The organism is Microbacterium sp. SY138 (assembly GCF_039729145.1).
Classification (GTDB): Bacteria; Actinomycetota; Actinomycetes; order Actinomycetales; family Microbacteriaceae; genus Microbacterium; species Microbacterium maritypicum_A.
This window is the reverse complement of record NZ_CP155793.1, coordinates 683,100-707,564: the sequence shown is the minus strand read 5'-3', so window position 1 is coordinate 707,564 and position 24,465 is coordinate 683,100. Positions and strand designations below refer to the sequence as shown.

Sequence of the window (24,465 nt, the reverse complement as noted above, 5' to 3'; positions counted from 1 at the left end):
CCGTGCTCACATGCGGAGGGTGTGGGATTCGAACCCACGAGACATCTCTGCCCACTGGTTTTCAAGACCAGCTCCATCGGCCGCTCGGACAACCCTCCCGACAGATGCTTCTGTCGACCAGGCGTGAGTCTAGCCGAGTTCTATTCTCCTGCGCTGACCTGGGCGGGGGCTGGAAGCGTGTCGAGAGCCCGCGCGAGGCCGCCGTCGACGACATCTGCGGTGACCTCGCCCGCCGCTTCCTTCACCACGTCGGGGGCCTGCCCCATCGCCACCGCTCGTCCGCCGAGCGAGCGGGCCCAGCCGAACATCCCGATGTCGTTGCGTCCGTCGCCGGCGACGAAGATGCGGCCCTCGTCGAGCCCGAGTTCCGTGCGCACCTGTTCCAACGCCGTGCCCTTGTCGACACCCTGCGGTGCGATGTCGAGCCACGCGGTCCACCCGATCGCGTAGGACACCTCGTTGAGACCGGCATCCGCCACCAGACGGTGGAAGTCCTCTTCGTCGTGACCGGGAGAGACGACGACGATGCGCGAGACGGGGAGCTCCCCGAGCTCGTCGAAGTCGACCTGCCGGCCGCCGTCGAGAGTCCAGTCGTCGAGCTGCTCGGTGAACAGTCGCTGACCCGAGGCGAGTTCGACCATGTATCGGGCATCGGGAAGACGCTCGCGCAGCAGACCGAGGACCGGGGTCGGATCGAAGGTCTCGACGTTCCAGCGCTCCCAGTCGTCGCCGGAGCGCCGCATCGTCACCGCGCCGTTGGAGCACACCACGTAGTCGGCGGTCAGGCCGAGCTCCTCGACATAGCGTCGCGTGGCCATCCAACTGCGCCCTGTGGCGATGGTGACGACGTTCCCGCCGTCGCGCACCCTGGCGATGGCTTCCGGAACGCCGGGGCTCATCGTCTCGTCCTGCAGCAGGATCGTCCCGTCGACGTCGAGGCCGACCAGCCAGGGTCCTGTCATCGGGCGGCCCGCCCGGCCGCGAGGGGCTCGATCACTTCGAGGCCGCCGAGATACGGCCGCAGAACCTCCGGCACGCGCACCGAGCCGTCGGCCTGCTGGTGCGTCTCGAGCAGGGCGACGATCCAGCGGGTGGTGGCGAGAGTGCCGTTCAGGGTGGCCACGTGCTGCGTCTTAGCCGTGCCCTGGCCCGCGGGATCGGCCGCGTCGACGGCCGGGCGGTGACGCACGTCGAGCCGTCGCGCCTGATAGGTCGTGCAGTTCGAGGTCGAGGTGAGTTCACGGAACGCGCCCTGCGTGGGGACCCACGCCTCGATGTCGTACTTGCGTGCCGCGCTCGATCCGAGGTCTCCGGCCGCGACGTCGATCACGCGATAGGCGAGGCCGAGCGAGGTCAGCATCTCCTCCTGCAGCGCGACGAGGCGCAGGTGCTCGGCTTCCGCCTCTTCCGCGGTCGTGTAGACGAACATCTCGAGCTTGTTGAACTGGTGCACGCGGATGATGCCGCGGGTGTCCTTGCCATGCGATCCGGCCTCTCGCCGGTAGCAGGTCGACCAGCCGGCATAACGGAGGGCACCATCGGACAGGTCGACGATCTCGTCTTTGTGGTAGCCGGCGAGGGCCACCTCGCTGGTGCCCACCAGGTACAGGTCGTCATCCTTGTCGAGGTGGTAGACCTCGTCGGCGTGCTCGCCGAGGAACCCGGTGCCCTGCATGATCTCCGGACGAACGAGCGTCGGGGTGATCAGCGGCACGAATCCGTTCTGCAGCGCTTTGTCGAGCGCCAGGTTCATCAACGCGATCTCGAGGCGCGCGCCGATGCCGCGCAGGAAGTAGAAACGGGCGCCCGATACCTTGGCGCCGCGTTCCATATCGATCGCACCGAGGAGTTCACCGAGCTCGAGGTGGTCCTTCGGCTCGAAATCGAAAGCCGGCACGTCGCCGACACGACGCAGCTCGACGAAGTCCGCCTCGCCGCCGGCGGGGACGCCGTCGATGACGACGTTCTCGATGCGGGCGAGAGCGGCGGCTGCCGCCTCTGCCGCCTCGTTCGCGGCGTGCTGGGCCTGCTTGACCCGCTCGGCGAGATCCTTCGCCTGCGCCACGAGGGCGGCCTTCTCGTCCTTGGGAGCCTTCGCCACCTGCTTGCCGAACGCGTTCTGCTCGGCACGCAGCTCTTCGAACGCGGACAGCGCGGACCTGCGCGATCGATCGGCCTCGAGAGCGACGTCGACGGTGCTCTGGTCGTTTCCACGAGCAGTCTGCGAACGGCGGACGATCTCCGGGTTTTCGCGGAGGAGTGCGAGGTCGATCATCCACCAAGTCTACGGTGAACGCCCGGGCGCGCCGGATGCGCGGACCGTCAGGAGTCACCTGCTCCGGATCGACGGGGCGGGTCTTTCCCGGTTTAGAGTAGCGCCATGACATCCAGCGCACCCGTCCAGCGACAGGCGGCGCTCGTCTACAACCCCATCAAGGTCGACGGCAAGCATCTCCGCGCCACAGTGCGCGACCTCTCGCGCGAAGCAGGATGGGCGCATCCGGCGTTCTATCCCACGACGATCGAGGATGCCGGGCAGCTCGCCACTGCGCAGGCTCTGGAGCGCGGAGTGGACGTCGTGCTGGTCGCCGGCGGCGATGGCACGGTGCGGGCGGTGTCCGAGGCGATCGCGAACAGCGGGGTGCCGTTGGCGATCCTGCCCAGCGGCACCGGAAACCTGCTGGCCCGCAATCTCGGCCTCCCCCTCGGTGACCCGACCGAGATGATCCGCGCCGCGCTCGGCGACTTCCGGCATCCGATCGACATCGGCTGGGCCCGCCTCACACGAGAAGACGGCGAGGAGGCCCAACACGCCTTCGTGGTGCTGGCGGGCATGGGGCTCGACGCCGACATGATCGCGAACACCCGATCCGACCTGAAGAAGTCCGTGGGATGGATCGCGTACGTCGACGGTGCCGCCCGCTCACTGCCGCGCGCGAAGCCGTTCCGGGCCGTCTACCAGGTCGATGACGGACGCCTGCACTCGCACCGCGCGTACAGCCTGCTCTTCGCGAACTGCGGCACTCTCCCCGCCGGCATCTCCCTGATCCCCGACGCATCGATCACCGACGCCGCCCTGGACGTCGCCGTCATCCAGCCGACCGGCATGTTCGGCTGGTTCGGGGTCTGGCGGAAGATCTGGTGGGACAACTCCGTGCTCCGCCGCTTCCGCGCCGGACGCCGGGTACTCGAGCACCGCGGTAAGAACGCCTCGGTGCACTACTTCCACGGTGCCGCCGCCGAAGCCGCAGCACCCGAGCCCATCCCGATCGAACTCGACGGCGACGAGTTCGGTGAAGCGGTGCGCATCACCTGCTGGGCTGATCCTGGGGCTCTGCTCCTGGCACTGCCGTCAGGCCACCCGGTGCACATCCTCTGAGAGCCGCGGCCCCGGACGCTCAGCGGACCTCGACCGTGCCGTCGAGCCCGCCGCCGACGAGGGTCAGAGTGAAGGCCGCCTCGTCGTCGACCGTGTCATCGCCGAAGGAGAGGATGGTCGCACGCGGTCCCATGTCCATCGTGCACACCTGGTTCGCGTCAGTCACGAACGTCGCGGTCCCGGCGTTCCCCGAGCCCTCCAGTGTGTCGACGACCGGCGGGCAGGACGAAGATCCCCAGGTCAGCAGAACGAGGCCGCCGTCGTCGAACCAGCCGGCCGATGGCAGATACTCGGTGGGCGTCCCGGGCGTACCCGTCGCCGCCGGATCGCCGTCGAGGTCCACATCGTCGGTGATGTCACCGTAGGTGACGTTCATGGTGATGTCGGCCTTCGGGTCCACGCCTTCCGGCAGCGTGCCCAGGCTCGCGCGCGGCGCGAGATCCTTCGTGCAGGGCTTCGAAGCCTCGCCCTCCGCGTCGACGAGGGTGACGGTCACGGTCTGTCCTTCCGCGGTGACCTGGTCGACCTGCGGCACGCAGGTGGAGGAGCCCACCGTGATGACGGCGAACATGCGTCCTTCGTCGAGCAGTGCACCCTCGACGTCGTTCTGATCGTCGATGCCGGCGCTCGGGGCTGGAGAGCTGGTCGGCGTCTGCGCGCCCGGACCGGCAGTGCACCCTGCGATGAGGAGCGCAGCGGCGACGACGCCCATGACGGAAACGAGAGGACGAAGTGCGGAGGTCATGGTCACAGGGTAGCCCTCACGAAGTTCGTGCGGATAGCCTGCGTCGCCTACTGCAGCGCGGAGGTGAGGCGGGCGAGGTTGTCGAGCACCGTCGAACGAAGCGGCTGCTGCATCCACTCCTCCAGCGTCAGCTCTCGGCTGAGCGAGCGGTACTTGTCTTCGACCTCGCGCATCTCGGCGACGAACTCCTCGCCTCGCACCAGCATCGAGACCTCGAGGTTCAGACCGAAGGAGCGCATGTCCATGTTGCTCGATCCGATCACGGCGACCTCATCGTCGATGGTCAGCGTCTTGGTGTGCAGGATGTACGGCTTGCGATACATCCAGATGCGGACTCCGGCCTTGAGCAGCACCTCGTAGTAGCTGCGCTGGGCGTGGTACACCATCGCCTGGTCGCCCTCTTCCGACACGAACAGCTCGACGTGCACGCCGCGGTCCACGGCCGCGGTGACCGCGAGCAGCAGCGCCTCGTCCGGGACGAAGTAGGGGCTGACGATCATGATCTTCTTCTTCGCCGCATAGAGCAGGCTGAGGAAGAGCCGGAGGTTGTTCTCGACCTCGAAACCGGGACCGGACGGGACGACCTGGCAGTCGAGGTCGCCGGAGCCGATGTTCGCGTGAGCGATGTCGATGCCCTCGAGGACGGTGTCGGTCTCGCTGTACCAGTCCGCGACGAAGATCGCGTTCACGCTCAGCACGACCGGGCCGTCCAGACGCACCATCAGGTCGACCCAGTGCAGACCGCGCTTGATGTTCTTCGGCAGGTTGTAGGTCGAATCGGTGATGTTCTGCGATCCGAGGAACGCGATGTTGCCGTCGACGACGAGGAGCTTGCGGTGGTTGCGCAGATCGGGGCGCTGCATCTTGCCCTTGAGCGGCTGCACCGGGAGCATCAGATGCCAGTCGGCGCCCATCGCATTGAGGCGCGCGATGGTCTGCTTGTAGCGGGGCTTGCCGCGGTTGGCCCAGTGGTCCAGGAGCACGCGGACCTCGACACCACGGGCGCAGACCTCTTCCAGCGCCCGGAAGAAGTTGTCGGTCGACGTGTCGGACTGCAGGATGTAGAACTCGACGTGCACATACTCCTGCGCCGTGCGGATCGCCTGCGCCATCTCATCGAGGGACTCCTGGTAGTCCGAGATGAGGTGGGCGCCGTTGTCGCCCGAGAGCGGGAGGGCGCCGAGCTTCTGATTCATCTGCACGATCGGCCCGAACCACGCGGGTGCGTTCGGGCGGAGCGTGCCGAAATGCAGGTGCTCGCTGGTCTCGGCGATGTACTCGTTGATCTGATCCTGTTTGCGCCGACGCGCGCGGGGAAGGCGCGGGTTGCCGATCACGAGGAACAGGAAGACACCGACGAACGGTATGAAGAACACGGCCAGCAGCCATGCCATCGCCGCCGTGGGACGCCTGTTGCGGGGGATGACGATGATGGCCGTGACACGGATGATGATGTCGAGCACCACGAGGAAGGCGGCGATCCACCATCCCCAGGTCTCCGCAGTCATCGTGCCCCCTCGCCACCGCAGTGACCATCACAGCCGAGGCGCACCCGAACAGGTGCGCTGGCTTCACAGTAGCCGATGGGTCGGACTCAGGCGCGCGGCGGGAGGCCTCGCGCGGCGCGCTCCTCAGCCTCGATCTGCGCGTGCACCTTGCGCTCGGTCCGGTCGAAGCGGAGAATGCCGCGGACCACGAGGAAGAACACGATGCTCACTCCGACGGTCGGCAGAAGCGACCATGCCGCGGCGAGCCAGAAGTTGTCCATCACCCCATGGTACGCGAGCCACTGTTCGTGCACATTTCGGCGTTCACAGGAACTCCGTCCACAGGGTCCTCTTTCGCGCTCGGCGGGCTTCGCCCTCGACGACACTCTCGGGATGACAACAGTTCTCCGAGCCTCCGATTCCGCCGCTTTCCTCGGCATCGTCCCGTCCCTCGCGGGCTTCACGCCCCGTCGGAGCATCGTGCTCCTCCCTTTCCGAGGCAGCCGCACCGACGGAGCCATGCGTCTCGATCTCCCGCAGGAGAAGGCTGACCTCGAGGTCTATGCCGACGCCGCCGTCGGCCTCGTCGCCCGCGTCACAGCGACGGATGCCGTCGCGGTCGTCGTCTACACCGATGAGGAGTCGCACCCGACGCGAGACGGTCTCGTCCTCCCCCACGCGGTCGCCGTCGACGAGCTGTTGGGGTGCGCAGAGGAGGCGGGCCTCCGCATCGTCGACGCTCTCTGCGTGACCCCCTCCGGGTGGTCGAGCTACCTCGACGAGGAGCCCGAGCTGGGGCCGTTGGCGCAGATCCGCACTCCCGCCGATCTACCGCTGTCGACCGACGTGTCCGGAGACCAGAGCGTCGGGGCGGATCTCCCGCACGTCGACCTCGCCGAGAAGGAACGTGTGGGGACCGCGTCGCTCGAGCTCGCGGCGTTCCTCGATCGGAAGGGTCGAGGTCGACTGACGAGTCGGGATGATCCGCGGCTCATCGCCGCGCTCGTCCTGCTCGACGATGTTCCGGCCTTCTACGAGTCGGTGCTGGCGGCACCCGACGCTCTGCCCCCGTTCGCGACGGCCACGCTGCTGTGGTGCCTCGAGCAGCCCCTTTTGCGGGACGTCGCCATCGCTCAGTGGGCGACCGACCTGGCAGGCGGCGTGCGCACCCTCGCTGCACAGACCGCGTTCGAGGCATCCGGGGTGATGATCCCCGACGAGGTGGGTGAGGTGTTCCTCGGGCGCGGCCCCACTCCCGACACCGACCGCCTCCGACGCGCCCTCACCGCCGCACGCGAAGCGGCGGCACGGGCTCCGAGGCTCTCGCGATCCGCACCCCTCACCGTGGCGGCGTGGTTGTCATGGGCTCTGGGACGCGCCAGCCACGCGGGCCGATACCTCGAGATGGTGCGAGAGATCGACCCGCACTATTCACTGGCCGCGCTCCTGGAGACCATGATCGGCGGAGCGATACTCCCGGAGTGGGCGTTCCGTCGCCACTCGGCGCAGTGACCGTCGGTGATCGTGTTACTTGACCAGGGGGAACAGGATGGTCTCACGAATGCCCAGGCCGGTGATCGCCATCAGCAGGCGGTCGATCCCCATGCCCATTCCTCCGGACGGCGGCATTCCGTGCTCGAGGGCCCGCAGGAACTCTTCGTCGACCGGCATCGCCTCGACGTCACCGCGTGCGGCGAGTTTGGCCTGTTCCACGAAGCGCTCGCGTTGAATCACGGGGTCGACCAGTTCGGAGTACCCGGTCGCCAGCTCGAAGCCACGGATGTACAGATCCCACTTCTCCACGACACCCGCGATCGAGCGGTGTTCACGGACCAGGGGCGACGTGTCGACGGGGAAATCCATCACGAACGTGGGGCGGACGAGGTCGCCCTTCACGAAATGCTCCCACAGCTCCTCGACGAGCTTGCCGTGAGTGGCCTGCGGAGGCAGATCGACGTCGTTGGCCTCGGCGAACGCGATCAGGTCTTCGACCGAGTCCTGCGGAGTGGTGGTGCGCCCGGATGCGGCCGACAGCGACTCGTACATCGAGATGCGGTCCCACTCGCCGCCGAGCTCATACTCGGTACCGTCGGCCCAGGTCACGGTCGTGGAGCCGGCGACCGCGATCGCCGCGTTCTGCACGAGCTCCTGTGTGAGGGCGGCCATCTGGTTGTAGTCGCCGTACGCCTGGTAGGCCTCGAGCATCGCGAACTCGGGGCTGTGTGTAGAGTCGGCTCCCTCGTTGCGGAAGTTCCGGTTGATCTCGTAGACGCGCTCGATCCCGCCGACGACAGCGCGCTTGAGGTACAGCTCGGGTGCGATGCGCAGGTACAGCTCGGTGTCGAACGCGTTCGAGTGCGTGATGAACGGGCGGGCAGAGGCCCCGCCGTGCTGCACCTGCAGCATCGGGGTCTCCACCTCGAGGTAGTCATGGCTGGTGAACGTCGAACGCAGGCTCGCATTCACGGCGGCGCGCGCGCGGACCGTCGTGCGCGCCTGCTCGCGCACGATCAGGTCGAGGTAGCGGCTGCGTACGCGGCCCTCCTCGCTGAGTTCGGAGTAGGCATTGGGGAGCGGCAGGATCGCCTTCGCCGCGATCGTCCAGTCGTCCGCCATGATCGACAGCTCGCCGCGGCGACTGGAGATGACTTCACCGTGCACGAAGACGTGGTCCCCCAGGTCGACGTACTCCTTCCAGTCGGCCAGCGACTCCTCGCCGACGTTCGCCAGGGAGATCATGGCCTGGATGCGCGAGCCGTCACCCGCCTGCAGAGTGGCGAAGCAGAGCTTGCCGGTGTTGCGGCTGAACACCACACGACCCGCGACTCCGACGATGACACCGGTTTCGGCGCCGGCCTCGAGCTCGCCGTACTCGGCGCGCAGCGCGGGAATCGTGTGCGTGACGGGAACGGCGACCGGGAACGCCCCGCCGCCCGCATCCACCCGCTTCTCGATCAGGCGCTCGCGCTTGGCGAGGCGCACGGCCTTCTGCTCGTGGACGTCCTCTTCGAGGGAAGGGTCGGTCGAGGCCGATTCGGGCGCGGCGGACGCGTCAGTCATGTGGGGGGCTCCTTGGAAGTCCCTCCCAGTTTACCGAGGCGGCATCCCGCTGCTTGGCGCACGCTGGGTAGCCTCGAAGAATGGCCCACACACGGATCCTCCGCGCGTTCGCTGCCCTCTCCCTCGCGATGCTGGCGGTCCTCGCCCCTGCCGCCGCGCAGGCCGCGTCCGACGGGCCCGCGTCGCACCTGGCTGCGCCCCGGCCCGCGGACGTCCCCACCGATGTCGACGATTTCTCCTACAGCTCGTGGGATGCCGCCTACGAGATCGGTCTCGACGACGAGGGCCGCGCCCGCATGCGCGTGACGGAGACCCTCGTGGCCCGCTTCCCCGACGTCGACCAGAATCGCGGCATCGTCCGCGGACTCGCGACTTCATACGAAGGGGCGAGCATCGAGACGACGATCCTGTCCGTGACCGACGGCAACGGGGCGGACGTGCCCTACGAGACGGACGAGGAGGACGGGCTCCTCTACGTGCTGACGGGTAACGACGACGACTTCGTGCGGGGCCTCACCACCTACGTCATCGAGTACGAGATGCGCGACGTGATCCTCGCGACCGATCGGTCCGAGAGTTCGTCCGCTCCCCCGGCAGACGAGTTCTACTGGGACCTGCTCCCCCTCGACAGCACGCAGCCCATCGACCGGTTCCGCGCCGAGATCGTGTTCGATCCTGCGATGAGCAACGCACTCGACGGTGCCACCCGCTGCTACTCCGGCCCTTCCGGCTCGAAGGAGGAGTGCGAGCTGGAGGGTCCGACCACCGACGGCCGCAGCGCGACCTTCCGTGTCGAATCGGGGTCTCGTCCCGCCGGTGACGGGGTGACGGTGGCCATCGGTTTCGAACCGGGCACCGCCACGCAGCCGCTCGCCCGCACACCGGATCCGGTCGCCGACGTCGCACCGATCGCCGCCGCGGTCGGCGCTCTCGGACTCGCCGCCAGCAGCTGGGTGGCGGTGTCGGCCTTCGCGCGCAGACGGCGAGCCGCTACCGGCATCGTGGTCGCCCAGTACGACGTGCCGGACTCGCTGCCCCCGCTGCTCGCCGCTGCCGTCGTTCCCGGGGCCGAAGACGTGATCCCGTCCGAGATCGTGCACCTCGCCGTCCGTGGCATGCTGCGCATCGAAGAGGGGACGGAGGAAGACCAGCCTCGCGTTCGTCGTCTCGGCGAGGCACACAGCCCCGACCAGCTCGACGTCGACGCCCTCGAAGCGCTCTTCCTCGATGCGGACGCCGACGGGGTGGTCGATCTCCCCGCCGCCGACGAAGCCTTCGCCGCTCGGATGACGGCACTCCAGCACCGAGGCACGACCGAGGCGCAGAGCCGCGGACTCACCGAGAAGGCACGCAGTCGAAGTGCTGTGATCCTGCAGTGGTGTGCGATCGGCCTCGCCGTCGTCGGCTTGGCGTTCGGGATCTGGAGCGCCGCCAGCGGACGCCTGTCCGCGATCCCTGCACTCGTCGTGATCTCCATCGGGGCTTTCCTCGTGCTGCTCTCCAGCGTCTATCCGTTCTCGAAGCACACGGTGCTCACCGTCGAAGGCGCACGCACCTACGAGTATCTGCAGGGAGTGAAGGAGTTCATCCGGGTCGCCGACGCCGATCGCCTGCGCATGCTCCAGTCGTACACCGGAGCCGAACGTCGCGCCGACGGCACCGCCGACGTCATCCACGTGTACGAACGGCTTCTCCCCTACGCGATCCTGTTCGGGATGGAACGCGAGTGGGGTGATGTGCTCGAGAAGGCCTACGCGAATGCGGAGCGCGGCGCATCCTGGATCGGCGACCCGGCATCGTTCGCACTCCGGACGCAGCTCGCCTCGTTCGTGGCATCGTCGCACTCCGCCGCGACGTACTCGGCCCCCTCGGCGGGCTCTTCGTCGAGTGCCGGAGGGTCATTCGGCGGCGGGTTCTCCGGAGGCGGCGGAGGCGGCGGCTTCTCCGGCGGACGGTGAGTCCCACTGGCGCCCGCATCCGGGGTACCGCCGCGGAAGCTTCAGATCAGCGGGGGCGCGTCGGAGGCTTCGCGCAGCGCACGCTCGACGGTCGACTGCACCAACGCCGAGAGGTAGCCGCCGGGGTTCTCCACGCCGATCTCCCGTAGTCGCGCGGTCGACTGTCCGATGATCGACCGCGAGAACTCGGTGGCTGTCGCGATCGCATCGGCGTAGGCCGCGCGATCCGCCTCCGCGATCACGACGGGCTCGCACCCCATCTCCACGGCGAGGGCCTGGGCGATCGGCAGCACGGCGACCGGAGCGGTCACCGCGGCGAACCCGGCATGCAGCTGCCGAAGGTCGATCGACGTCCCTGTGAAGGTGATCGCGGGATGCACGGCGAGGGGGATCGCCCCGCGTTCGGCTGCCGGGCGCAGCACGTCGATGCCGTAGCCGGGGTCGGTGTGCAGCACGAGCTGGCCGATCTGCCAGCCGCCCACCTCGGCGATGCCCGCGACGAGCGACGGCAGCTGCTCGCTGGGTACCGCGATGATCACGAGCTCGGCGCGACGCACGACCTCCAGGGCATCGAGAACCGGCACGTCCGGCAGCACGGCCGAGGCGCGTTCGTCGTCGGATCCGCTGGTGATCCCGATCACGGCATGTCCTGCACCGCCGAGCGCCGCCCCGACGACCGGCCCTACGCGCCCTGCCCCGATGATGCCGACGCCGAGGCGTCCGTCACGCGCCATCGTCGCGCCTCGTCCGCCGGAGCAGCGGGGGTGCGGGAGGAGCTGCCGGCGGAGCAGCCGGGAAGTTCGGAGGCACCTGCGGACCCTCCGGAGCGTTCTCCGCGGGCGCTGCCGGTACACCCGAAGGCGGTCCCACCGGAGATGCCGGCGGAAGCACCGGAAGCACCGGAGGCGCCGGCGTGTCGACCGGCGGTGCAGGCGGCGATACGGGCGGGGCGGGCGGCCCTGCCTGTCCGGGGACGGGGAAGACCGGCGGCGGGCCGGTGTACGCCGGCGGGGCCGGGGGCGCTGCGACGGGAATCTCCGCCGCGTGCGCACTCCAGCGGTGGGTGGTGTCGCGAGACGCCGCCTCCGCGGCCGCACGGCTGACCTCGTCGACCAGAGCCAGCGCATCGGCACGTTCGAGACCCGAGAGGTACCCGGTGATCGGCCCGGGGACCGTGTGCACCTGTGCGCCGGAAACCTGCTGGTGCCGGTCGATCGGCCCCTGGCTGAGCGAGACCCCCTGCAGACGTGCCAGCGGGAACACGGCGAGCTTGCGCCAGACGTTTCCGCGGCGCAGCAGCAGACCGAAGTCGGCGACGAGGTAGCCGTGTCGCTTCCAGGAGAACGGACGCCGCCACGCTGCACGCCGTGGCATCGTCCGATACGCGTCGCCATCGGCGGGACCAACGACGCCCTGATCCCAGAGGAACGGGATGCTCTCCCCAGGAACGTCGGGGAGCACCAGCGCGAGCACGCGTTCGACATCGGCGCGTTTGCCGACGGGCAGCACCACGTTGAACTGCTGTCCGCTTCCCGACGACTGCTGGGCTGCGCTCTTGCCGCTCATACGGTTGATCTTGATCGTCCACCACCCGAACGGGCGCCACAGCAGCGACTGCGACACCTCCACCGCGAAGATGCGTCCCGGCGGGAGCGTCTCGGTCACGGTCGTGAGAAGACCGTAGGTGATGCGCACGCCGTCAGGAGTCGGAGCGATCGAGTAGCGCAGCGACTTCGAGATCTGCGCCCAGGTGATACCGACCACGGCGATGACCATGGGGACGCCCATGCCGAGACCCAGCCCGAGGAGGACGAAACCTCCATCCGAGTTGCCATCGGCCAGCATCCCGATCAACGCGCTGCCGATCGCGATCGCGAAGATCGCTCCGAAGAAGACGAACCACAGCAGCCCGGAGATCAGCTGCGAGCCCACAAGCCGGCCGGTCGGGATCTTCACGACGCTCTCGGGGACGACATCGGCGAGGTCGACGCCGGAGATGAGGCCGTTGACACCCGCGTTCATCGAACCGACCAGCTGCGCCCGGGCGGATGTCGGACCGGGTGCGGCCGACGTTGCCGCCGGGTTCAGAGCGGCGTCGCGCGCCGCGCGAGCACCGGATGCCAGACGCAGGATGTCGGCACGCACCGACTCCGCGCGGGGCGTCGCGAGGTATTCGAGCTCGACGTTCGCGTCATTGCCGGCTCCGACCACCTCGAGCTTCGCGAGACCGATGATGCGGGCGGGGAATGGGCGTGTCAGGTTCACGCCCTGCACGCGGTCGAGAGGTGCGCGGCGGTGCGAGCGGAAAATGATTCCCTTGCGGACCTCGACGTGATCGCCGGTGATCCGGAACTGCTGGAAGCGCCAGACGAACCAGAAGATCAGCACCAGCACGATCACGAGCCCGAGCACGCTGAGGAGCGCGACCAGGATCAGGTTGTTCGAGAGCACCCAATCGACAGGATCGGCACCGGCGTAGTCGCCGTAGTGCGCTTCTTCGGGCGTGAAGATGCCCACGGCCCAGGTGATCAGGCGATCCCGCATGTTCGCGATGACGATACCCGCGATGATGATCAGCGCGAGCCCGCCCTTGAAGAGCGGGGTGAGGGGGTGCATGCGGTGCCACTCACCGTTCGCGAGCGTCGTGGAACCCTCCTCGACGGGCAGCGGCGCGCTCGGCGCGAAAGGGGGCTGCTGCTCGCTCACAGGCCGGTCCGACGGGTCTCGGCTACCTGGATGAGGGTGTCGCGCAGCGCCTCGGCCGCACCCTGCGTCAGACCGGGGATCTGCACGCCGGTCGTTGCGGCGGCCGTGACCATCTTGAGTTGGGCGATGCCGAACGCGCGGTCGAGCGGCCCCTGCGTGATGTCGACCAGCTGCATGCGACCGTAGGGGACGGCGATCATGCGCTGCCACAGGATGCCCTTGCGGAAGACGATGTCGTCGGCGCGGAGCATGTAGCCGATCGCCTTCGCCTGGCGCGGCAGGATGATGAGGGCGAACACGGTGATGAGCAGGATGATCCCGGCGGGGATCCACACCCACTGCTGATGCAGCACCACGTTCAGCACGACGGCGGCGATCGCGACGATCGCGATGAAGATCACGTTCTGCACGATCTGCGACACGACATAGCGCGGCGAGATCTGGTGCCACGTGCCGTCGAGTTCGAGGCGGGCCTCGTTGCGTGCCGTGCGCAGCTGGGTGTACGTCCCCCTGTCGAGGGCGTCGAGGTCAGTGCCCTCCGCCGGGTTCAGGGGCGCGGTCTCTGGGTTCTGAGTCATCAGGATCCTTCGGCAGGGTGCAGAACTGCTCGGCGACGAGCGCGGCGATCACGAGGACGATCGCGCTTCCGATCAGGGCCAGCATGGCCACAGTCGACCCTACCTGCGGAATGACGGGACGTGACAGGAGGAACACGAGCAGCCCGGCTCCGAACCCGGCCATGATCGCGCCGAGCAGACTCGAGGCCCGCGCGAGTGTCGCCGCTCTGAGTGCGCGGAAGGGATCGATGCGGATGCCCGACCGCACGCTGCGCCGCACCGGCCAGGCGACCCCGAGGGAGGCTGCGCCGATCAGCAGGAGGAGCACCGGAAGCAGGAGCGAGGGGGTGAACGTGACACGTCCCGATGCCGTCAACAGGTGATCGAGCAGGAACCCGCCCCCGCCGGCGAGCAGTGCGAGGACGACGAGCACGCCCGCAGAGGTGCGTCTCATCCCTCGCTCCGGGCCCGCAGTTCCGCCACGAGGTCGGCGACTCTGCCCCGGCCGAGCAGCACCGCGTCCTGGTCGACATCCAGCCACGGTTCGAGCACGAAGAGGCGTTCGGCAGCGCGCGGATGCGGCAGCTGCAGACGCGGTTCGTCGGAGATGACCTCGCCGTACGCGATCAGGTCGAGGTCGAGCGTGCGGTCGCCCCAGCGCTCCCGTCGCTCTCGGCCGTTCTCGTCCTCGATGGCGTGCAGCATCCCGAGAAGGATCTCGGGAGCGAGGCGCGTGGTCACCAGAGCCACGGCGTTGACGTAGCCGGGTGCCTCGGGATCGGGCCCGTCGAGCCGAAGGGCGACGGTCTCGAACAACCGGGAGAGGCGCACCTCGCTGACCAGCGGGAGCCGCGCGATCCTCTCGGCGGCCGCCCTGATCGTGTCGTGGCGGTCGCCGAGGTTCGCGCCGAGGGCGACGACCGCGGTGGTCTCCGGACGTCCGGGACGAGGCGCGGGCATGTCGGGCGGGTTCGCGAGGTTGCGGCTCATACGATCGTGTCCTCCAGCGCGTCAGGCGTTCGGCGGCGATGCACGGTGACCGCCACATCGGTGAAGTCCAGCGCGATCGGCGCATGCGGCTTGTGCACGGTCACGACGACGTCCTGCACCCGACGGTCTTCGAGACCGACGGCGGCGATCCTCTCGGCGAGCGTCTCGATCAGGTTCACCGGTTCCCCGGCCACGACCGCGGCCACCTTCTCGGCGAGCTCTCCGTAGTGCACGGTGTCCCTCACGTCGTCGGAGACGGCAGCCTGCGCGAGCGACAACCGCAGACGAAGATCGATCGTGAACTCCTGCCCGTCGCGGCGTTCGTGCTCGAAGACACCATGACGACCGAAGACGGTCAGACCGGTGAGGACGATCTCGTCGAGGGACTCCATGCTTCTAGCGTACGGGGCCACCCCGATGCGCCCTCAGCCTTCCCAGGCGTGCGCGATCGCGAGGGCGTCGCGCGTGCTCGCCACATCATGCACACGCACGGCCCAGACTCCGGCCCTGACCGCGAGAGCACTGGTCACAGCGGTAGCGAGGTCGCGTCGAGACTCCGACACGTCACCGTCGCTCTCGGCTTCCCGGCGCAGTGCTTCGGCGAGGAACCGCTTGCGCGATGTGCCGATGAGCACGCGCGGCCCGAGGGCGACGATCTCGTCGAGCCCCCGCAGCACCTCCCAGTTCTGCGCGCCCGCCTTGGCGAACCCGATACCCGGGTCGACGATCAGGCGCGATGGGGCGATTCCGGAGGCCGCCGCCTCGCCGATGCGCTCCTGCAGCTCCCCCGCGACCTCGCGGGCGACGCGACGGTACTCGGCGTTCGCGTACATGTCGGCGGAGAAGCCACGCCAATGACCGATCGCGAAATCGGCCCCGGACTCCGCGACGGCCGCGCGCATCTCGGGATCGGCGAGCCCTCCGGAGACGTCGTTCACGATCCTGGCGCCCGCCCGCACGGCCGCAGCCGCCGTCGATGCGCTGAGCGTGTCGATGCTCACGGGAACACCCGCGGCAGCGAGCTGTTCGATCACGGGGATGACGCGCTGCTGTTCGGCCTCGTCGCCGACGCGGTCGGCGCCCGGCCTGGTCGATTCTCCGCCCACATCGAGCACAGCCGCACCCTCGGCTCGCAGTCGCAGTCCGTGGGCGACCGCGCGATCGACGTCGAGATAGCGTCCGCCATCGCTGAACGAATCGGGCGTCACGTTGACGATGCCCCAGATCCCGGTCATCAGCGCGCCGCACCCCCGAGAGGCACCGACGCGCCGATCAGGGTGATGAGCTCCGCTCGGGCGACGGCGTCCGTGTACTCTCCGCGCGCCGCGATAGTGAGCGTCGATGCCTCGGTCTGCCGCCCGCCGCGCATCGTGACGCACCCGTGTGCCGCATCGAGCACGACCAGCACCCCGCGGGTGTCGAGGTGCTCTGCGATCGTGTCGGCGATCTGCTCCCCGAGGCGCTCCTGCACTTGAGGACGTGCCGCGAGGATCTCGACGACGCGCACCAGCGCTCCGAGCCCCACGACCTGCTCCCCGGGGAGGTAGGCGATATGCGCATGACCGGCGAAGGGCAGCAGATGGTGCTCGCAGACGGAGCGGAAGCGGATGTCGCGCAGCAGCACGGCTCCGGAGGGCAGGGTATCCGGTGCGGGGCCGCGGGAGACGCTGATGGTGCGCGCCAGCGGCTCGGCCGGGTCTTCGCCGACGCCCGAGAAGAACTCGGAGTACAGCTCGCCCATCCGCATCGGGGTCTGTTTCAGCCCTGGCCGGTCCGGGTCCTCGCCGATCGCTTCGAGCAGCTCCCTCGTGAGCCGCTCGACGCGCTGCCTGTCGACGGTCACGTCACGCCGTCGCGGGCCGCGGGTGCCCGGCTCCCGCCGAACCCTGCTGCGTGCGCGGCGTTCCGGCCGGAGCCTCCACGGATGCCGCAAGCGAGACGTCCTTCTTCGGCACCTCGATCGGAGGACGCTCGGACACCGGGCGCCCTTCGCTCGACAGCCACAGCGGGCGCTCGGGAAGCTTCTTGATCTCGGTGAAGATCTCCGCGATCTGATTGTGGTCGAGGGTCTCCTCCTCGAGCAGCGCCAAAGCGAGCTTGTCGAGGATGTCGCGGTTCTCGCTGATGACCTCGTACGCCTCGTTGTGCGCCTGTTCGATGAGGGCACGCACCTCGGCGTCCACCCGCTCCGCGACCTTCTCCGAATACTCGCGACCGCGTCCCATGTCGCGTGCCACGAACATGTCGCCGCCCTCGGTGCCCAGCTTGACCGGTCCGACCTGCGTGGTCATGCCGTACTCGATGACCATCTTGCGCGCGATCGAGGTCGCCTTCTCGATGTCGTTCGAGGCACCTGTGGTGGGGTCGTGGAACACGATCTCCTCCGCGACGCGGCCCCCCATGGCGTAGGTCAGCTGGTCCTGGAGCTCGTTTCGGGTGACCGAGTACTTGTCGTCCAGCGGCAGCACCATCGTGTAGCCGAGAGCCTTGCCACGGGGCAGGATCGTGATCTTGGTCACGGGGTCGGTGTAGTTCATCGCCGCCGCCGCGAGCGCGTGGCCGCCCTCGTGGTAAGCCGTGATCAGCTTCTCCTTGTCGCGCATCACACGGGTGCGTCGCTGCGGACCCGCGATCACGCGGTCGATGGCCTCGTCGAGAGCACGGTTGTCGACCAGCTGCGCGTTCGAGCGCGCGGTGAGCAGCGCGGCCTCGTTGAGCACGTTGGCGAGATCTGCGCCGGTGAAACCGGGGGTCTTGCGGGCGACGACTTCGAGGTCGACGCTCTTCGCGAGGGGCTTGCCCTTGCTGTGTACCTCGAGGATCTTCTGTCGGCCCTTGAGGTCGGGCGCGTCCACGCCGATCTGACGGTCGAAGCGACCGGGGCGCAGAAGCGCGGGGTCGAGGATGTCGGGACGGTTGGTCGCCGCGATCACGATGACGTTCGCGTTCGGGTCGAAGCCGTCCATCTCGACCAGCATCTGGTTGAGGGTCTGCTCGCGCTCATCGTTGCCGCCGCCCATACCGGCGCCGCGGTGACGGCCGACGGCGTCGATCTCGTCGATGAAGATGATGGCGGGCGCATTCTCCTTGGCCTGGCCGAAGAGGTCGCGCACGCGAGAGGCGCCGACGCCGACGAACATCTCGACGAAGTCGGAACCGGAGATGGAGTAGAACGGGGCGCCTGCCTCGCCGGCGACGGCGCGGGCGAGGAGCGTCTTGCCGGTTCCGGGAGGGCCGTACAGCAGCACGCCCTTCGGGATGCGGGCGCCGATGGCCTGGAACTTCGCGGGGTCCTGGAGGAACTCCTTGATCTCATGGAGTTCTTCGATGGCCTCGTCGGCACCGGCGACATCGGCGAAGGTGACCGTGGGGGTCTCCTTGTTGACGAGCTTGGCCTTGGACTTGCCGAACTGCATGACCTTGCCGCCGCCACCCTGCATGGACGACAGGAGCCACCAGAACAGCAGGCCGAGCAGCACCAGCGGAAGAAGGAGCGAGAGGAAGCCGTCGAACCAGGTCGCACGGGGAACGGCGTCGTTGAAGCCGTCCTTCGGAGCCGCCTCGTTGATCGCGCTGACCACCTCGTCGGCGCGGGCGTCGACGTAGTAGAACTGCACGTCCTCCGAGCCCTTGAAGGGCTTCGAGAGCGTCATGTCCACGCGCTGGTCGCCGTCGGTGTTCACGACCTCGGTGACCGTCGTGCCGGAGAGCAGCTTGAGCCCCTCCTGCGTCGTGATCTGCTTGGGCGCGCCCAGATTCGAGATCAGCAGGAAACCGCCGAACAGGAGCACGCCGATCAGCGCGACGTAGATCAGCGGATTCCGGGTGAGCTTCTTCACATCCATGATCGGATCAGCGTATCGCGCGCGCCCTAGGGGGTCGCTGTGCGTTCACCCACGGCGTAGCGCGTCGCGGTCGTCAGCTGTAGACGTGCGGAGCGAGCACCGCGACGTCGCGCAGGTTGCGGTAGCGCTCGTCGTAGTCGAGGCCGTATCCGACGACGAAATCGGTCGGGATGTCGAACCCGACGTACTTGCAGTCGATGACGACCTTCGCGGCCTCGGGCTTGCGCAGGAGGGCGAGCACCTCGATCGACTCGGCTCCGCGGGATCCGAAGTTCTCCAGCAGCCAGCTGAGGGTCAGGCCCGAATCGATGACGTCCTCGACGATGAGCACGTGCTTGCCGTTCAGGTCGGTGTCGAGGTCCTTGCGGATCTGCACGACACCGCTGGACTTGGTGCTCGCACCGTAGCTCGAGACCGCCATCCAGTCCATCGGTGCGTGGAAGGGCAATGCCCTGGCGAAGTCGGCCATCACCATCACCGCGCCCTTGAGGACGCCGACGAGGACGAGGTCCTTGCCCGCATAATCCTCTGCGACCTGTGCCGCGAGTTCATCGAGCTTGGCGAGGATCTGCTCCTCTGTGACGAGAATGCTGGTGAGGTCGTCCTGGATTTCCGCGGCGCGCATGGATCGATTTTAGGCGACGCGATCGGATGCTCGGTCCCGGTGGGTCGGCCGGGAAGGCATCTCCCCCTCCCGCGCCATCCGCACTACTGTGAGCGGTGATGTGGGCGGACGCCCCGACGGAAGGATTCACCATGGCTCTTGACGACATCCTCAGGCAGGTGCCGATCGACGACATCGCCGAGAAGCTGGGCGTCTCGCGGGACGAGGCCAAGGTCGCTGTCGAGCAGGGCGGTGCGGTGCTGCTCGGCGGGCTCGCGCAGAATGCCAAGACTGACGAGGGCTCCGCCGCGATCCAGAACGCACTGAAGAAGCACGAGGGCAGCGCCGGCGCCGCGAAGGTCGACGACATCGATCAGGCCGACGGCGGCAAGATCGTCGCGCACATCCTCGGTTCGAAGGAGAAGGAGGTCACGAAGGAGCTCACCGAGTCGAAGGCGACCCCCGGCATCGACTTCGGCAAGCTGCTGCCGATCCTCGCTCCCATCGTGATGGGCCTCATCGCGAACGCGAGCAAGGACAAGGCCGCGAAGTCGGATGCCGGCGCGGAGAGCTCTGGAGGCATCGGCGACCTCATCGAAGGCATCCTCGGTGGCGGCGACAAGGGCGGCTCCGCCGGCGGCGGCATCGGTGACGTGATCGGCGGGCTGCTGGGCGGTGGCAGCAACGGCGCATCCGGCGGTGGCATCGACCTCGGAGGGATCCTCGGCGACCTCTTCGGCGGCAAGAAGTAGAGCTTCCGCGCTGAGCGCGTTCCGTCTCGCGAAGACGCCACAGGCGCCCGAGACGAAACGCGCTCAGCGACCGGATGCCGTGAAGACGATGCGGCCGCCCTGTCGCACGACCGAGCACTCGGGGAGGTCGATCGGTCCCTGGCCGCTCCAGTCGGTCACCAGTCGCGCGACCTCGATGGTCTGCACCCGCGTCAAGCTCACCCCGAACTCGCTGTCGACGACGAGGCGGATGATCCTGTTGCGCAGCGCCGCCGGGTTCGCGGCGAGCGCCGCCACGCTGACCGAGATGCCCGCCTCCGCGTGCTCGACGATGTCCTCGATGGTCTCGTGGATCATCTCGTCGAACGCCTCCGCGTCCTCCCGCAGCTGCTCTGCCGTGCGGGCGAGGGCCTCGGCGATGCCGGGACCGAGCTCGGCCTCGAGCACGGGGAGCACGCGCTCGCGCACCCGGACCCTCGCGTAGCGGCCATCGAGGTTGTGCGGGTCATCCCAGGGGTCGAGGGCCGATGCCGCGCAGAATGCCCGCGTCGTCTCCCGGCGCACCCCGAGCAAGGGGCGTACCCACCGCACGCCGTCGTCGTCCTCCCGCACCGGCGCCATCCCCTGCAGGCTCGCGGCGCCGGAGCCGCGGGCGAGTCCGAGGAGCACTGTCTCCGCCTGGTCGTCGAGGGTGTGCCCGAGCAGCACCGCGGCGGCACCGACATCGATGGCCGCATCGCGAAGAACGCCGTAGCGGGCATCACGAGCAGCGGCTTCGGGCCCTCCCTCGCCCGCGACGTCGACGCGCACGAGCAGGGGGTCGAGACCCAGCTCGGCGGCCGTGCGCGCCGCGCCGGAGGCGACCTCCGCGGAGTCGTCCTGCAGGCCGTGATCGACCGTCAACGACGCCGCACGGACACCGAGCTTGGGTGCTTCGAAGGCGGTGGCCGCGGCGAGCGCGAGCGAGTCCGCGCCTCCGGAGAGGGCGACGATGACCGTCGATCCTTCGGGGAGTTCGGCGAGCGCGGTGCGCACGGCGAGGCGGATCTCGGCGATGGCGGGAGGAAGTGACGGCACCCGTCCACGCTAGGGCACTCCCCTGCTCGGCGCTCTTCCGATCCGCGCGCGCACGACGGTGCGGCGCTGTGGCGGGGCTATCCTGACGCCGTGACCGACAACACGCGTACACGTCCGTTCCGGACCGAGAGGTTCAAGGCATTCGTCGACGCCGTCGTGGCGATCGCCATGACACTGCTCATCCTGCCCCTCATGGAGTCGGTCTCCGAGGCCGCATCCGGCCACACGAGCACGGCCGAGTTCCTGGACGAGCATTCGGGGCAGCTGCTGAGCTTCGGGCTGAGCTTCCTCCTCATCGCCACGTTCTGGATGGGGCACCACCGCCAGTACCGGGACGTGGAGCGGATCACCGGACCACTGCTGTGGATCAACGTGGCGTGGATGGCCACGATCGTCTGGCTGCCGGTCCCCACCGCGATGATCGGCCAGATGGACACCGACGCGCTGCAGGCCGTGGTGTACATCGGCACGCTGATCATGACCCAGGTCACCACCCTCGCCGGCTGGCTCTATCTGGCGCGTCATCCCGAACTCGGCGAGGTGTCGACCGAGACCATCCGGTTGGGGGCGATCGGCGACCTCGCGGCGATCATCCTGTTCGCCGCCGCACTCGTCATCGCGGTCGCCGCCTCGCCGAACGGATACGCCGGTCTCTTCCTGCTGCTCCTGAGCGACCCGATGAGCCGACTGCTGAATCGTCTGTTCCGCAGACGATCGAATGACGACGACGCGCCGACCGTCGACGCCGGGTCCTGAGCACGCCGGGTCCTGAGCACGCCGGCCCCCGGGCGTGCGAGCGCCGCGGGTAGGCTAGTCCGCGGTATCCAACCGAACTTTTCCTGAGGAGCACACGCATGGGCGCACACGACGCCGTCATCGAGATTCCGCGCGGCAGCCGCGTGAAGTACGAGGTCGACCACGAGACCGGACGAGTGCACCTCGACCGCGTGCTCTATACGACCTTCGGCTACCCGGCCGACTACGGCTACTTCGACAACACCCTCGGCGAGGACGGCGACCCGCTCGACGTGCTCGTGCTGCTCGACCACGCCATCTACCCCGGTGTCGTCGTCGAGGTCCGTCCCGTGGCCGTGCTGAAGATGAGCGATGAGGCCGGCGGAGACGACAAGCTCGTCGCCGTGCTCTCGAAGGACCCGCGCTGGGCGCACATCCAGGACATCGACGACATCGCCGAGTACACGAAGAAGGAGATCTCGCACTTCTTCGAGCACTATAAGGACCTCGAGCCCAACAAGTGGGTCAAGGTCGACGAGTGGGGCAACGCCGCCGAGGCGCAGCGCATCCTCGACGAGGCCATCGTCCGCTTCGGCGAGCAGGGTCACTGACCCTCCGCCTGCACGAAGAAGACCCCCGGTTCCGCTCAGCGGCCGGGGGTCTTCTTCGTGCAGAGGTGAGAGCTGGTCAGGCGGAGACTCCGCGTGCCCCGAGGAAGGCCACGGGGTTCACGGGGCCACCGTTGACGTAGACCTCGAAGTGCAGGTGGCAACCGAACGAGCGGCCCGTGTTCCCCGCGTAGGCGATGACCTGACCGGAACTGACGCTCTGCCCCCTGCGGACGAGGATGCCGCCGTCACGGATGTGGGCATAACCGGTTCCGACACCGCCGCCGTGCTGGATGCGGATGTAGTTGCCATAGCCGTCGTTGGGGCCCGCGTAGTCGACCGTGCCCGAATTCGCAGCGTAGATGGGCGAGCCGCAGCCGTTGGCGAAGTCGGTGCCGTAGTGGAACGACGAGGAGCAGCCCTGAGAGCCGCACTGCACGGAACGGGGTCCGTATCCCGAACTCTTTCCTCCGCCGTGCGGGCGGCACCAGCCACCGCTGCCCTGGCTTCCGCCACCGCCACCGCCACCACCCGCAGCTGCTGCGGCCGCAGCCGCTGCGCGCTCGGCGGCTTCGCGTTCGCGACGAGCCTTCGCCTCGGCTTCGACACCGGCCTGGTAGCCGGCGACCGTCTGGGTGGTCGCGTCCTTGAGAGCGGCGAGCTGCGCCTGCATCGTGGCGAGGTTGGCCGACTGCTCGTCCAGAGCGGCCTGAGCCGCATCCGCCGCCTGCTGAGCCGCGACCATCTTCTCTTCGGCGACCTTCTGCAACCGGTCGCGCTCGTTCCGCGCGACGACGGCCTGATCGCTGAGGGACTGCGCGGAGTTGCGCGCCGCGACAGCCTTGTCGTAGACCGACTGGTTGTACTCGAGGAGCTTGTCCATCGTGCCCAGGCGCGCGAGCAGCTCATCGGCGTTGCTCGCCGACCCGGCGAAGAACAGCTCCATCGACGTGTCGTCGCCACCGTTGCGGTAGAGCTGGGCGGCCACCTGGCCCGCCTTGCGCGCCGAGCTGTCGGCGACCCCCGCCTGTTCGTCGGCCTTCGCCTGCATGGAGTCGGCCTCGGTGGCCGCAGCGAAGTAAGCCTGCTGCGCGTCGTAGAACTCCTGGGACGCGACCTTGGCCGCGGCCTGGGTCTCGGCCACCTTCTGCGTGAGCGACTGGATCAGTCCCTCGATGCGCGAGACCTCCGCGGCCTTGGCCGCTTCATTGCTCTTCGCGCGCTGCACGTCGTCCCAGCTCGGGTACGTGGCGGCATAGGCGGCGGAGACGCCGTTGGTGATGCCGAACGCGCTCAGCGCGACGACGCCGAGCGCGCCGATGCCGAGGGCTCCACGACGGCTGATGCCGTTCTTGCCGAACGCACGGCGTTCGGTCGGGCTGGGCGCGCAGCCGCAGTCCTCGGACGCCGCAGCAACTGCAGCGTCCAGCGTGATCTTGTCGTTCACACGGCCCCTTCCGCCGGTTTCACAGTTGCCACACTAACAACAACCTTCACATCCGCACCAGGGGGCATGGCGGCGTCTTCGTCCACTCCCGACACGTCGATCGTGCCCCCGGAACACGCCCGGGTTGCGGCGCCGCGCCCTCGATTCGCGATTTGCCCGAAACATCCCTTATGCTTGAGCGTCGGCAAGGAAGTCCCCCGGGACTGACTCGGCCCCATCGTTTAGCGGCCTAGGACGCCGCCCTTTCACGGCGGTAGCACGGGTTCGAATCCCGTTGGGGTCACACCTTCCGATATAATTGAAAACAAGTATGGCCCTGTAGCGCAGTTGGTTAGCGTGCCGCCCTGTCACGGCGGAGGTCGCGGGTTCAAGTCCCGTCAGGGTCGCTCCGTGCGATGAGCTCTTTCTTCGGAGAGGGCTCTTCGTCTAGGACGCGACAGGTTCGCCGGTCGCGCGGCTCTGTAGCTCAGTTGGTAGAGCGTTCGACTGAAAATCGAAAGGTCACCGGATCGATGCCGGTCGGAGCCACACGGCTG

General features: G+C 68.3%; 24 protein-coding genes and 4 tRNA genes. 9 read left to right on the top strand and 19 right to left on the bottom strand.

Features of this window, described 5'->3' with window-relative positions; translation table 11 throughout:
* Positions 1-13 precede the first annotated feature (13 nt).
* From ABDC25_RS03225 to serS, 3 genes are all read right to left on the bottom strand, one after another.
* Positions 14-98, bottom strand: a tRNA-Ser gene (locus tag ABDC25_RS03225).
* Positions 99-140: 42 nt separating this feature from the next.
* A complete protein-coding gene (locus tag ABDC25_RS03220) occupies positions 141-962 on the bottom strand; it encodes an HAD family hydrolase (RefSeq protein ID WP_021198187.1) in 822 nt (273 codons plus the stop codon).
* Positions 959-2,275: a serine--tRNA ligase gene (gene serS, locus ABDC25_RS03215; protein WP_167254688.1), complete on the bottom strand. Its 1,317-nt coding sequence runs from the start codon at positions 2,273-2,275 to the stop codon at positions 959-961. Before serS ends, ABDC25_RS03220 begins: the two co-directional genes overlap by 4 nt.
* 105 nt (positions 2,276-2,380) lie before the next feature.
* Between serS and ABDC25_RS03210 the strand changes: the two genes are divergently transcribed.
* Entirely contained in the window at positions 2,381-3,379 is a 999-nt protein-coding gene (locus ABDC25_RS03210) for a diacylglycerol kinase family protein (RefSeq protein WP_136025284.1), read from the top strand.
* A gap of 19 nt (positions 3,380-3,398) precedes the next feature.
* On the opposite strand, the gene ABDC25_RS03205 is transcribed toward ABDC25_RS03210, so the two are convergent.
* The 3 genes from ABDC25_RS03205 to ABDC25_RS03195 form a co-directional block, all read right to left on the bottom strand.
* Positions 3,399-4,124, bottom strand: coding sequence for a hypothetical protein (locus tag ABDC25_RS03205; RefSeq protein WP_021198190.1), 726 nt, complete (start codon positions 4,122-4,124; stop codon positions 3,399-3,401).
* A gap of 47 nt (positions 4,125-4,171) precedes the next feature.
* A complete protein-coding gene (gene cls / locus ABDC25_RS03200) occupies positions 4,172-5,632 on the bottom strand; it encodes a cardiolipin synthase (RefSeq protein WP_021198191.1) in 1,461 nt (486 codons plus the stop codon).
* An 86-nt stretch (positions 5,633-5,718) separates the two neighbouring features.
* Entirely contained in the window at positions 5,719-5,892 is a 174-nt protein-coding gene (locus ABDC25_RS03195; RefSeq protein WP_021198192.1) for a hypothetical protein, read from the bottom strand.
* 112 nt (positions 5,893-6,004) lie between these two features.
* Here ABDC25_RS03195 and ABDC25_RS03190 point away from each other — a divergent pair, with 112 nt between their 5' ends.
* A complete protein-coding gene (locus tag ABDC25_RS03190; protein ID WP_021198193.1) occupies positions 6,005-7,123 on the top strand; it encodes a DUF4192 family protein in 1,119 nt (372 codons plus the stop codon).
* 15 nt (positions 7,124-7,138) lie between these two features.
* On the opposite strand, the gene lysS is transcribed toward ABDC25_RS03190, so the two are convergent.
* On the bottom strand, positions 7,139-8,671 hold the full coding sequence (gene lysS, locus ABDC25_RS03185) for a lysine--tRNA ligase (protein WP_347124805.1): 1,533 nt from the start codon (positions 8,669-8,671) through the stop codon (positions 7,139-7,141).
* Positions 8,672-8,751: 80 nt separating this feature from the next.
* Here lysS and ABDC25_RS03180 point away from each other — a divergent pair, with 80 nt between their 5' ends.
* On the top strand, positions 8,752-10,629 hold the full coding sequence (locus ABDC25_RS03180) for a DUF2207 domain-containing protein (protein WP_347124803.1): 1,878 nt from the start codon (positions 8,752-8,754) through the stop codon (positions 10,627-10,629).
* A 41-nt stretch (positions 10,630-10,670) separates the two neighbouring features.
* Here ABDC25_RS03180 and ABDC25_RS03175 read toward each other — a convergent pair whose 3' ends face one another.
* The 10 genes from ABDC25_RS03175 to hpt all read right to left on the bottom strand — a co-directional run bounded on the left by ABDC25_RS03175 (position 10,671) and on the right by hpt (position 19,352).
* On the bottom strand, positions 10,671-11,363 hold the full coding sequence (locus ABDC25_RS03175) for a DUF2520 domain-containing protein (RefSeq protein WP_029266112.1): 693 nt from the start codon (positions 11,361-11,363) through the stop codon (positions 10,671-10,673).
* Positions 11,353-13,335, bottom strand: a complete 1,983-nt coding sequence (locus tag ABDC25_RS03170; protein WP_347124801.1) for a PH domain-containing protein — start codon at positions 13,333-13,335, stop codon at positions 11,353-11,355. The genes ABDC25_RS03175 and ABDC25_RS03170 overlap by 11 nt, the downstream gene beginning before the upstream one ends.
* Complete coding sequence (locus ABDC25_RS03165) at positions 13,332-13,913, bottom strand: PH domain-containing protein (RefSeq protein WP_347124799.1); 582 nt, start codon at positions 13,911-13,913, stop codon at positions 13,332-13,334. Before ABDC25_RS03165 ends, ABDC25_RS03170 begins: the two co-directional genes overlap by 4 nt.
* Entirely contained in the window at positions 13,864-14,346 is a 483-nt protein-coding gene (locus ABDC25_RS03160; protein WP_021198199.1) for a DUF3180 domain-containing protein, read from the bottom strand. The genes ABDC25_RS03165 and ABDC25_RS03160 overlap by 50 nt, the downstream gene beginning before the upstream one ends.
* Entirely contained in the window at positions 14,343-14,882 is a 540-nt protein-coding gene (gene folK, locus ABDC25_RS03155; protein WP_347124796.1) for a 2-amino-4-hydroxy-6-hydroxymethyldihydropteridine diphosphokinase, read from the bottom strand. The genes ABDC25_RS03160 and folK overlap by 4 nt, the downstream gene beginning before the upstream one ends.
* The gene (gene folB / locus ABDC25_RS03150) at positions 14,879-15,274 is read right to left on the bottom strand and encodes a dihydroneopterin aldolase (RefSeq protein WP_347124794.1); all 396 of its coding nucleotides are present in this window, start codon (positions 15,272-15,274) and stop codon (positions 14,879-14,881) included. Before folB ends, folK begins: the two co-directional genes overlap by 4 nt.
* Positions 15,275-15,307: 33 nt before the next feature.
* Entirely contained in the window at positions 15,308-16,117 is an 810-nt protein-coding gene (folP, locus tag ABDC25_RS03145; protein WP_021198202.1) for a dihydropteroate synthase, read from the bottom strand.
* Positions 16,117-16,725 (bottom strand): GTP cyclohydrolase I, encoded by a 609-nt coding sequence (gene folE, locus ABDC25_RS03140; RefSeq protein WP_167254695.1) that lies wholly within the window; start codon positions 16,723-16,725, stop codon positions 16,117-16,119. The genes folP and folE overlap by 1 nt, the downstream gene beginning before the upstream one ends.
* Before the next feature lies 1 nt (position 16,726).
* Positions 16,727-18,727, bottom strand: a complete 2,001-nt coding sequence (gene ftsH / locus ABDC25_RS03135; protein WP_021198721.1) for an ATP-dependent zinc metalloprotease FtsH — start codon at positions 18,725-18,727, stop codon at positions 16,727-16,729.
* A 73-nt stretch (positions 18,728-18,800) separates the two neighbouring features.
* Positions 18,801-19,352, bottom strand: coding sequence for a hypoxanthine phosphoribosyltransferase (hpt, locus tag ABDC25_RS03130; RefSeq protein ID WP_021198722.1), 552 nt, complete (start codon positions 19,350-19,352; stop codon positions 18,801-18,803).
* A gap of 131 nt (positions 19,353-19,483) precedes the next feature.
* Here hpt and ABDC25_RS03125 point away from each other — a divergent pair, with 131 nt between their 5' ends.
* Positions 19,484-20,083: a DUF937 domain-containing protein gene (locus tag ABDC25_RS03125; RefSeq protein ID WP_347124790.1), complete on the top strand. Its 600-nt coding sequence runs from the start codon at positions 19,484-19,486 to the stop codon at positions 20,081-20,083.
* Between the two features lie 63 nt (positions 20,084-20,146).
* Here ABDC25_RS03125 and tilS read toward each other — a convergent pair whose 3' ends face one another.
* Complete coding sequence (gene tilS, locus ABDC25_RS03120) at positions 20,147-21,139, bottom strand: tRNA lysidine(34) synthetase TilS (RefSeq protein WP_021198724.1); 993 nt, start codon at positions 21,137-21,139, stop codon at positions 20,147-20,149.
* Positions 21,140-21,229: 90 nt separating this feature from the next.
* On the opposite strand from tilS, the gene ABDC25_RS03115 reads away from it, so the two are divergent.
* On the top strand, positions 21,230-21,895 hold the full coding sequence (locus ABDC25_RS03115) for a TMEM175 family protein (protein WP_051667909.1): 666 nt from the start codon (positions 21,230-21,232) through the stop codon (positions 21,893-21,895).
* Between the two features lie 98 nt (positions 21,896-21,993).
* On the top strand, positions 21,994-22,485 hold the full coding sequence (locus ABDC25_RS03110; protein WP_021198726.1) for an inorganic diphosphatase: 492 nt from the start codon (positions 21,994-21,996) through the stop codon (positions 22,483-22,485).
* A 76-nt stretch (positions 22,486-22,561) separates the two neighbouring features.
* On the opposite strand, the gene ABDC25_RS03105 is transcribed toward ABDC25_RS03110, so the two are convergent.
* Complete coding sequence (locus ABDC25_RS03105) at positions 22,562-23,929, bottom strand: M23 family metallopeptidase (protein WP_021198727.1); 1,368 nt, start codon at positions 23,927-23,929, stop codon at positions 22,562-22,564.
* A 210-nt stretch (positions 23,930-24,139) separates the two neighbouring features.
* On the opposite strand from ABDC25_RS03105, the gene ABDC25_RS03100 reads away from it, so the two are divergent.
* The 3 genes from ABDC25_RS03100 (at position 24,140) to ABDC25_RS03090 (ending at position 24,457) form a co-directional block, all read left to right on the top strand.
* Positions 24,140-24,212: transfer RNA gene (locus ABDC25_RS03100), tRNA-Glu, on the top strand.
* 29 nt (positions 24,213-24,241) lie between these two features.
* A tRNA-Asp gene (locus ABDC25_RS03095) sits at positions 24,242-24,315 on the top strand.
* Between the two features lie 69 nt (positions 24,316-24,384).
* Positions 24,385-24,457 (top strand) — tRNA-Phe (locus tag ABDC25_RS03090).
* The last annotated feature ends 8 nt before the right edge of the window (positions 24,458-24,465 follow it).

What these genes read in the sequence shown, in the direction of transcription:
- ABDC25_RS03220 (WP_021198187.1), bottom strand. Translation starts at nt 962, where the DNA reads ATGACAGGACCCTGGCTGGTCGGCCTCGACGTCGACGGGACGATCCTG.
- ABDC25_RS03175 (WP_029266112.1), bottom strand. Translation starts at nt 11,363, where the DNA reads ATGGCGCGTGACGGACGCCTCGGCGTCGGCATCATCGGGGCAGGGCGC.
- folP (WP_021198202.1), bottom strand. Translation starts at nt 16,117, where the DNA reads ATGACCGGGATCTGGGGCATCGTCAACGTGACGCCCGATTCGTTCAGC.
- ABDC25_RS03205 (WP_021198190.1), bottom strand. Translation starts at nt 4,124, where the DNA reads ATGACCTCCGCACTTCGTCCTCTCGTTTCCGTCATGGGCGTCGTCGCC.
- lysS (WP_347124805.1), bottom strand. Translation starts at nt 8,671, where the DNA reads ATGACTGACGCGTCCGCCGCGCCCGAATCGGCCTCGACCGACCCTTCC.
- folK (WP_347124796.1), bottom strand. Translation starts at nt 14,882, where the DNA reads ATGAGCCGCAACCTCGCGAACCCGCCCGACATGCCCGCGCCTCGTCCC.
- ABDC25_RS03125 (WP_347124790.1), top strand. Translation starts at nt 19,484, where the DNA reads ATGGCTCTTGACGACATCCTCAGGCAGGTGCCGATCGACGACATCGCC.
- ABDC25_RS03165 (WP_347124799.1), bottom strand. Translation starts at nt 13,913, where the DNA reads ATGACTCAGAACCCAGAGACCGCGCCCCTGAACCCGGCGGAGGGCACT.
- ABDC25_RS03110 (WP_021198726.1), top strand. Translation starts at nt 21,994, where the DNA reads ATGGGCGCACACGACGCCGTCATCGAGATTCCGCGCGGCAGCCGCGTG.
- ABDC25_RS03180 (WP_347124803.1), top strand. Translation starts at nt 8,752, where the DNA reads ATGGCCCACACACGGATCCTCCGCGCGTTCGCTGCCCTCTCCCTCGCG.
- ftsH (WP_021198721.1), bottom strand. Translation starts at nt 18,727, where the DNA reads ATGGATGTGAAGAAGCTCACCCGGAATCCGCTGATCTACGTCGCGCTG.
- serS (WP_167254688.1), bottom strand. Translation starts at nt 2,275, where the DNA reads ATGATCGACCTCGCACTCCTCCGCGAAAACCCGGAGATCGTCCGCCGT.
- hpt (WP_021198722.1), bottom strand. Translation starts at nt 19,352, where the DNA reads ATGCGCGCCGCGGAAATCCAGGACGACCTCACCAGCATTCTCGTCACA.
- folB (WP_347124794.1), bottom strand. Translation starts at nt 15,274, where the DNA reads ATGGAGTCCCTCGACGAGATCGTCCTCACCGGTCTGACCGTCTTCGGT.
- ABDC25_RS03195 (WP_021198192.1), bottom strand. Translation starts at nt 5,892, where the DNA reads ATGGACAACTTCTGGCTCGCCGCGGCATGGTCGCTTCTGCCGACCGTC.
- cls (WP_021198191.1), bottom strand. Translation starts at nt 5,632, where the DNA reads ATGACTGCGGAGACCTGGGGATGGTGGATCGCCGCCTTCCTCGTGGTG.
- ABDC25_RS03210 (WP_136025284.1), top strand. Translation starts at nt 2,381, where the DNA reads ATGACATCCAGCGCACCCGTCCAGCGACAGGCGGCGCTCGTCTACAAC.
- ABDC25_RS03160 (WP_021198199.1), bottom strand. Translation starts at nt 14,346, where the DNA reads ATGAGACGCACCTCTGCGGGCGTGCTCGTCGTCCTCGCACTGCTCGCC.
- ABDC25_RS03190 (WP_021198193.1), top strand. Translation starts at nt 6,005, where the DNA reads ATGACAACAGTTCTCCGAGCCTCCGATTCCGCCGCTTTCCTCGGCATC.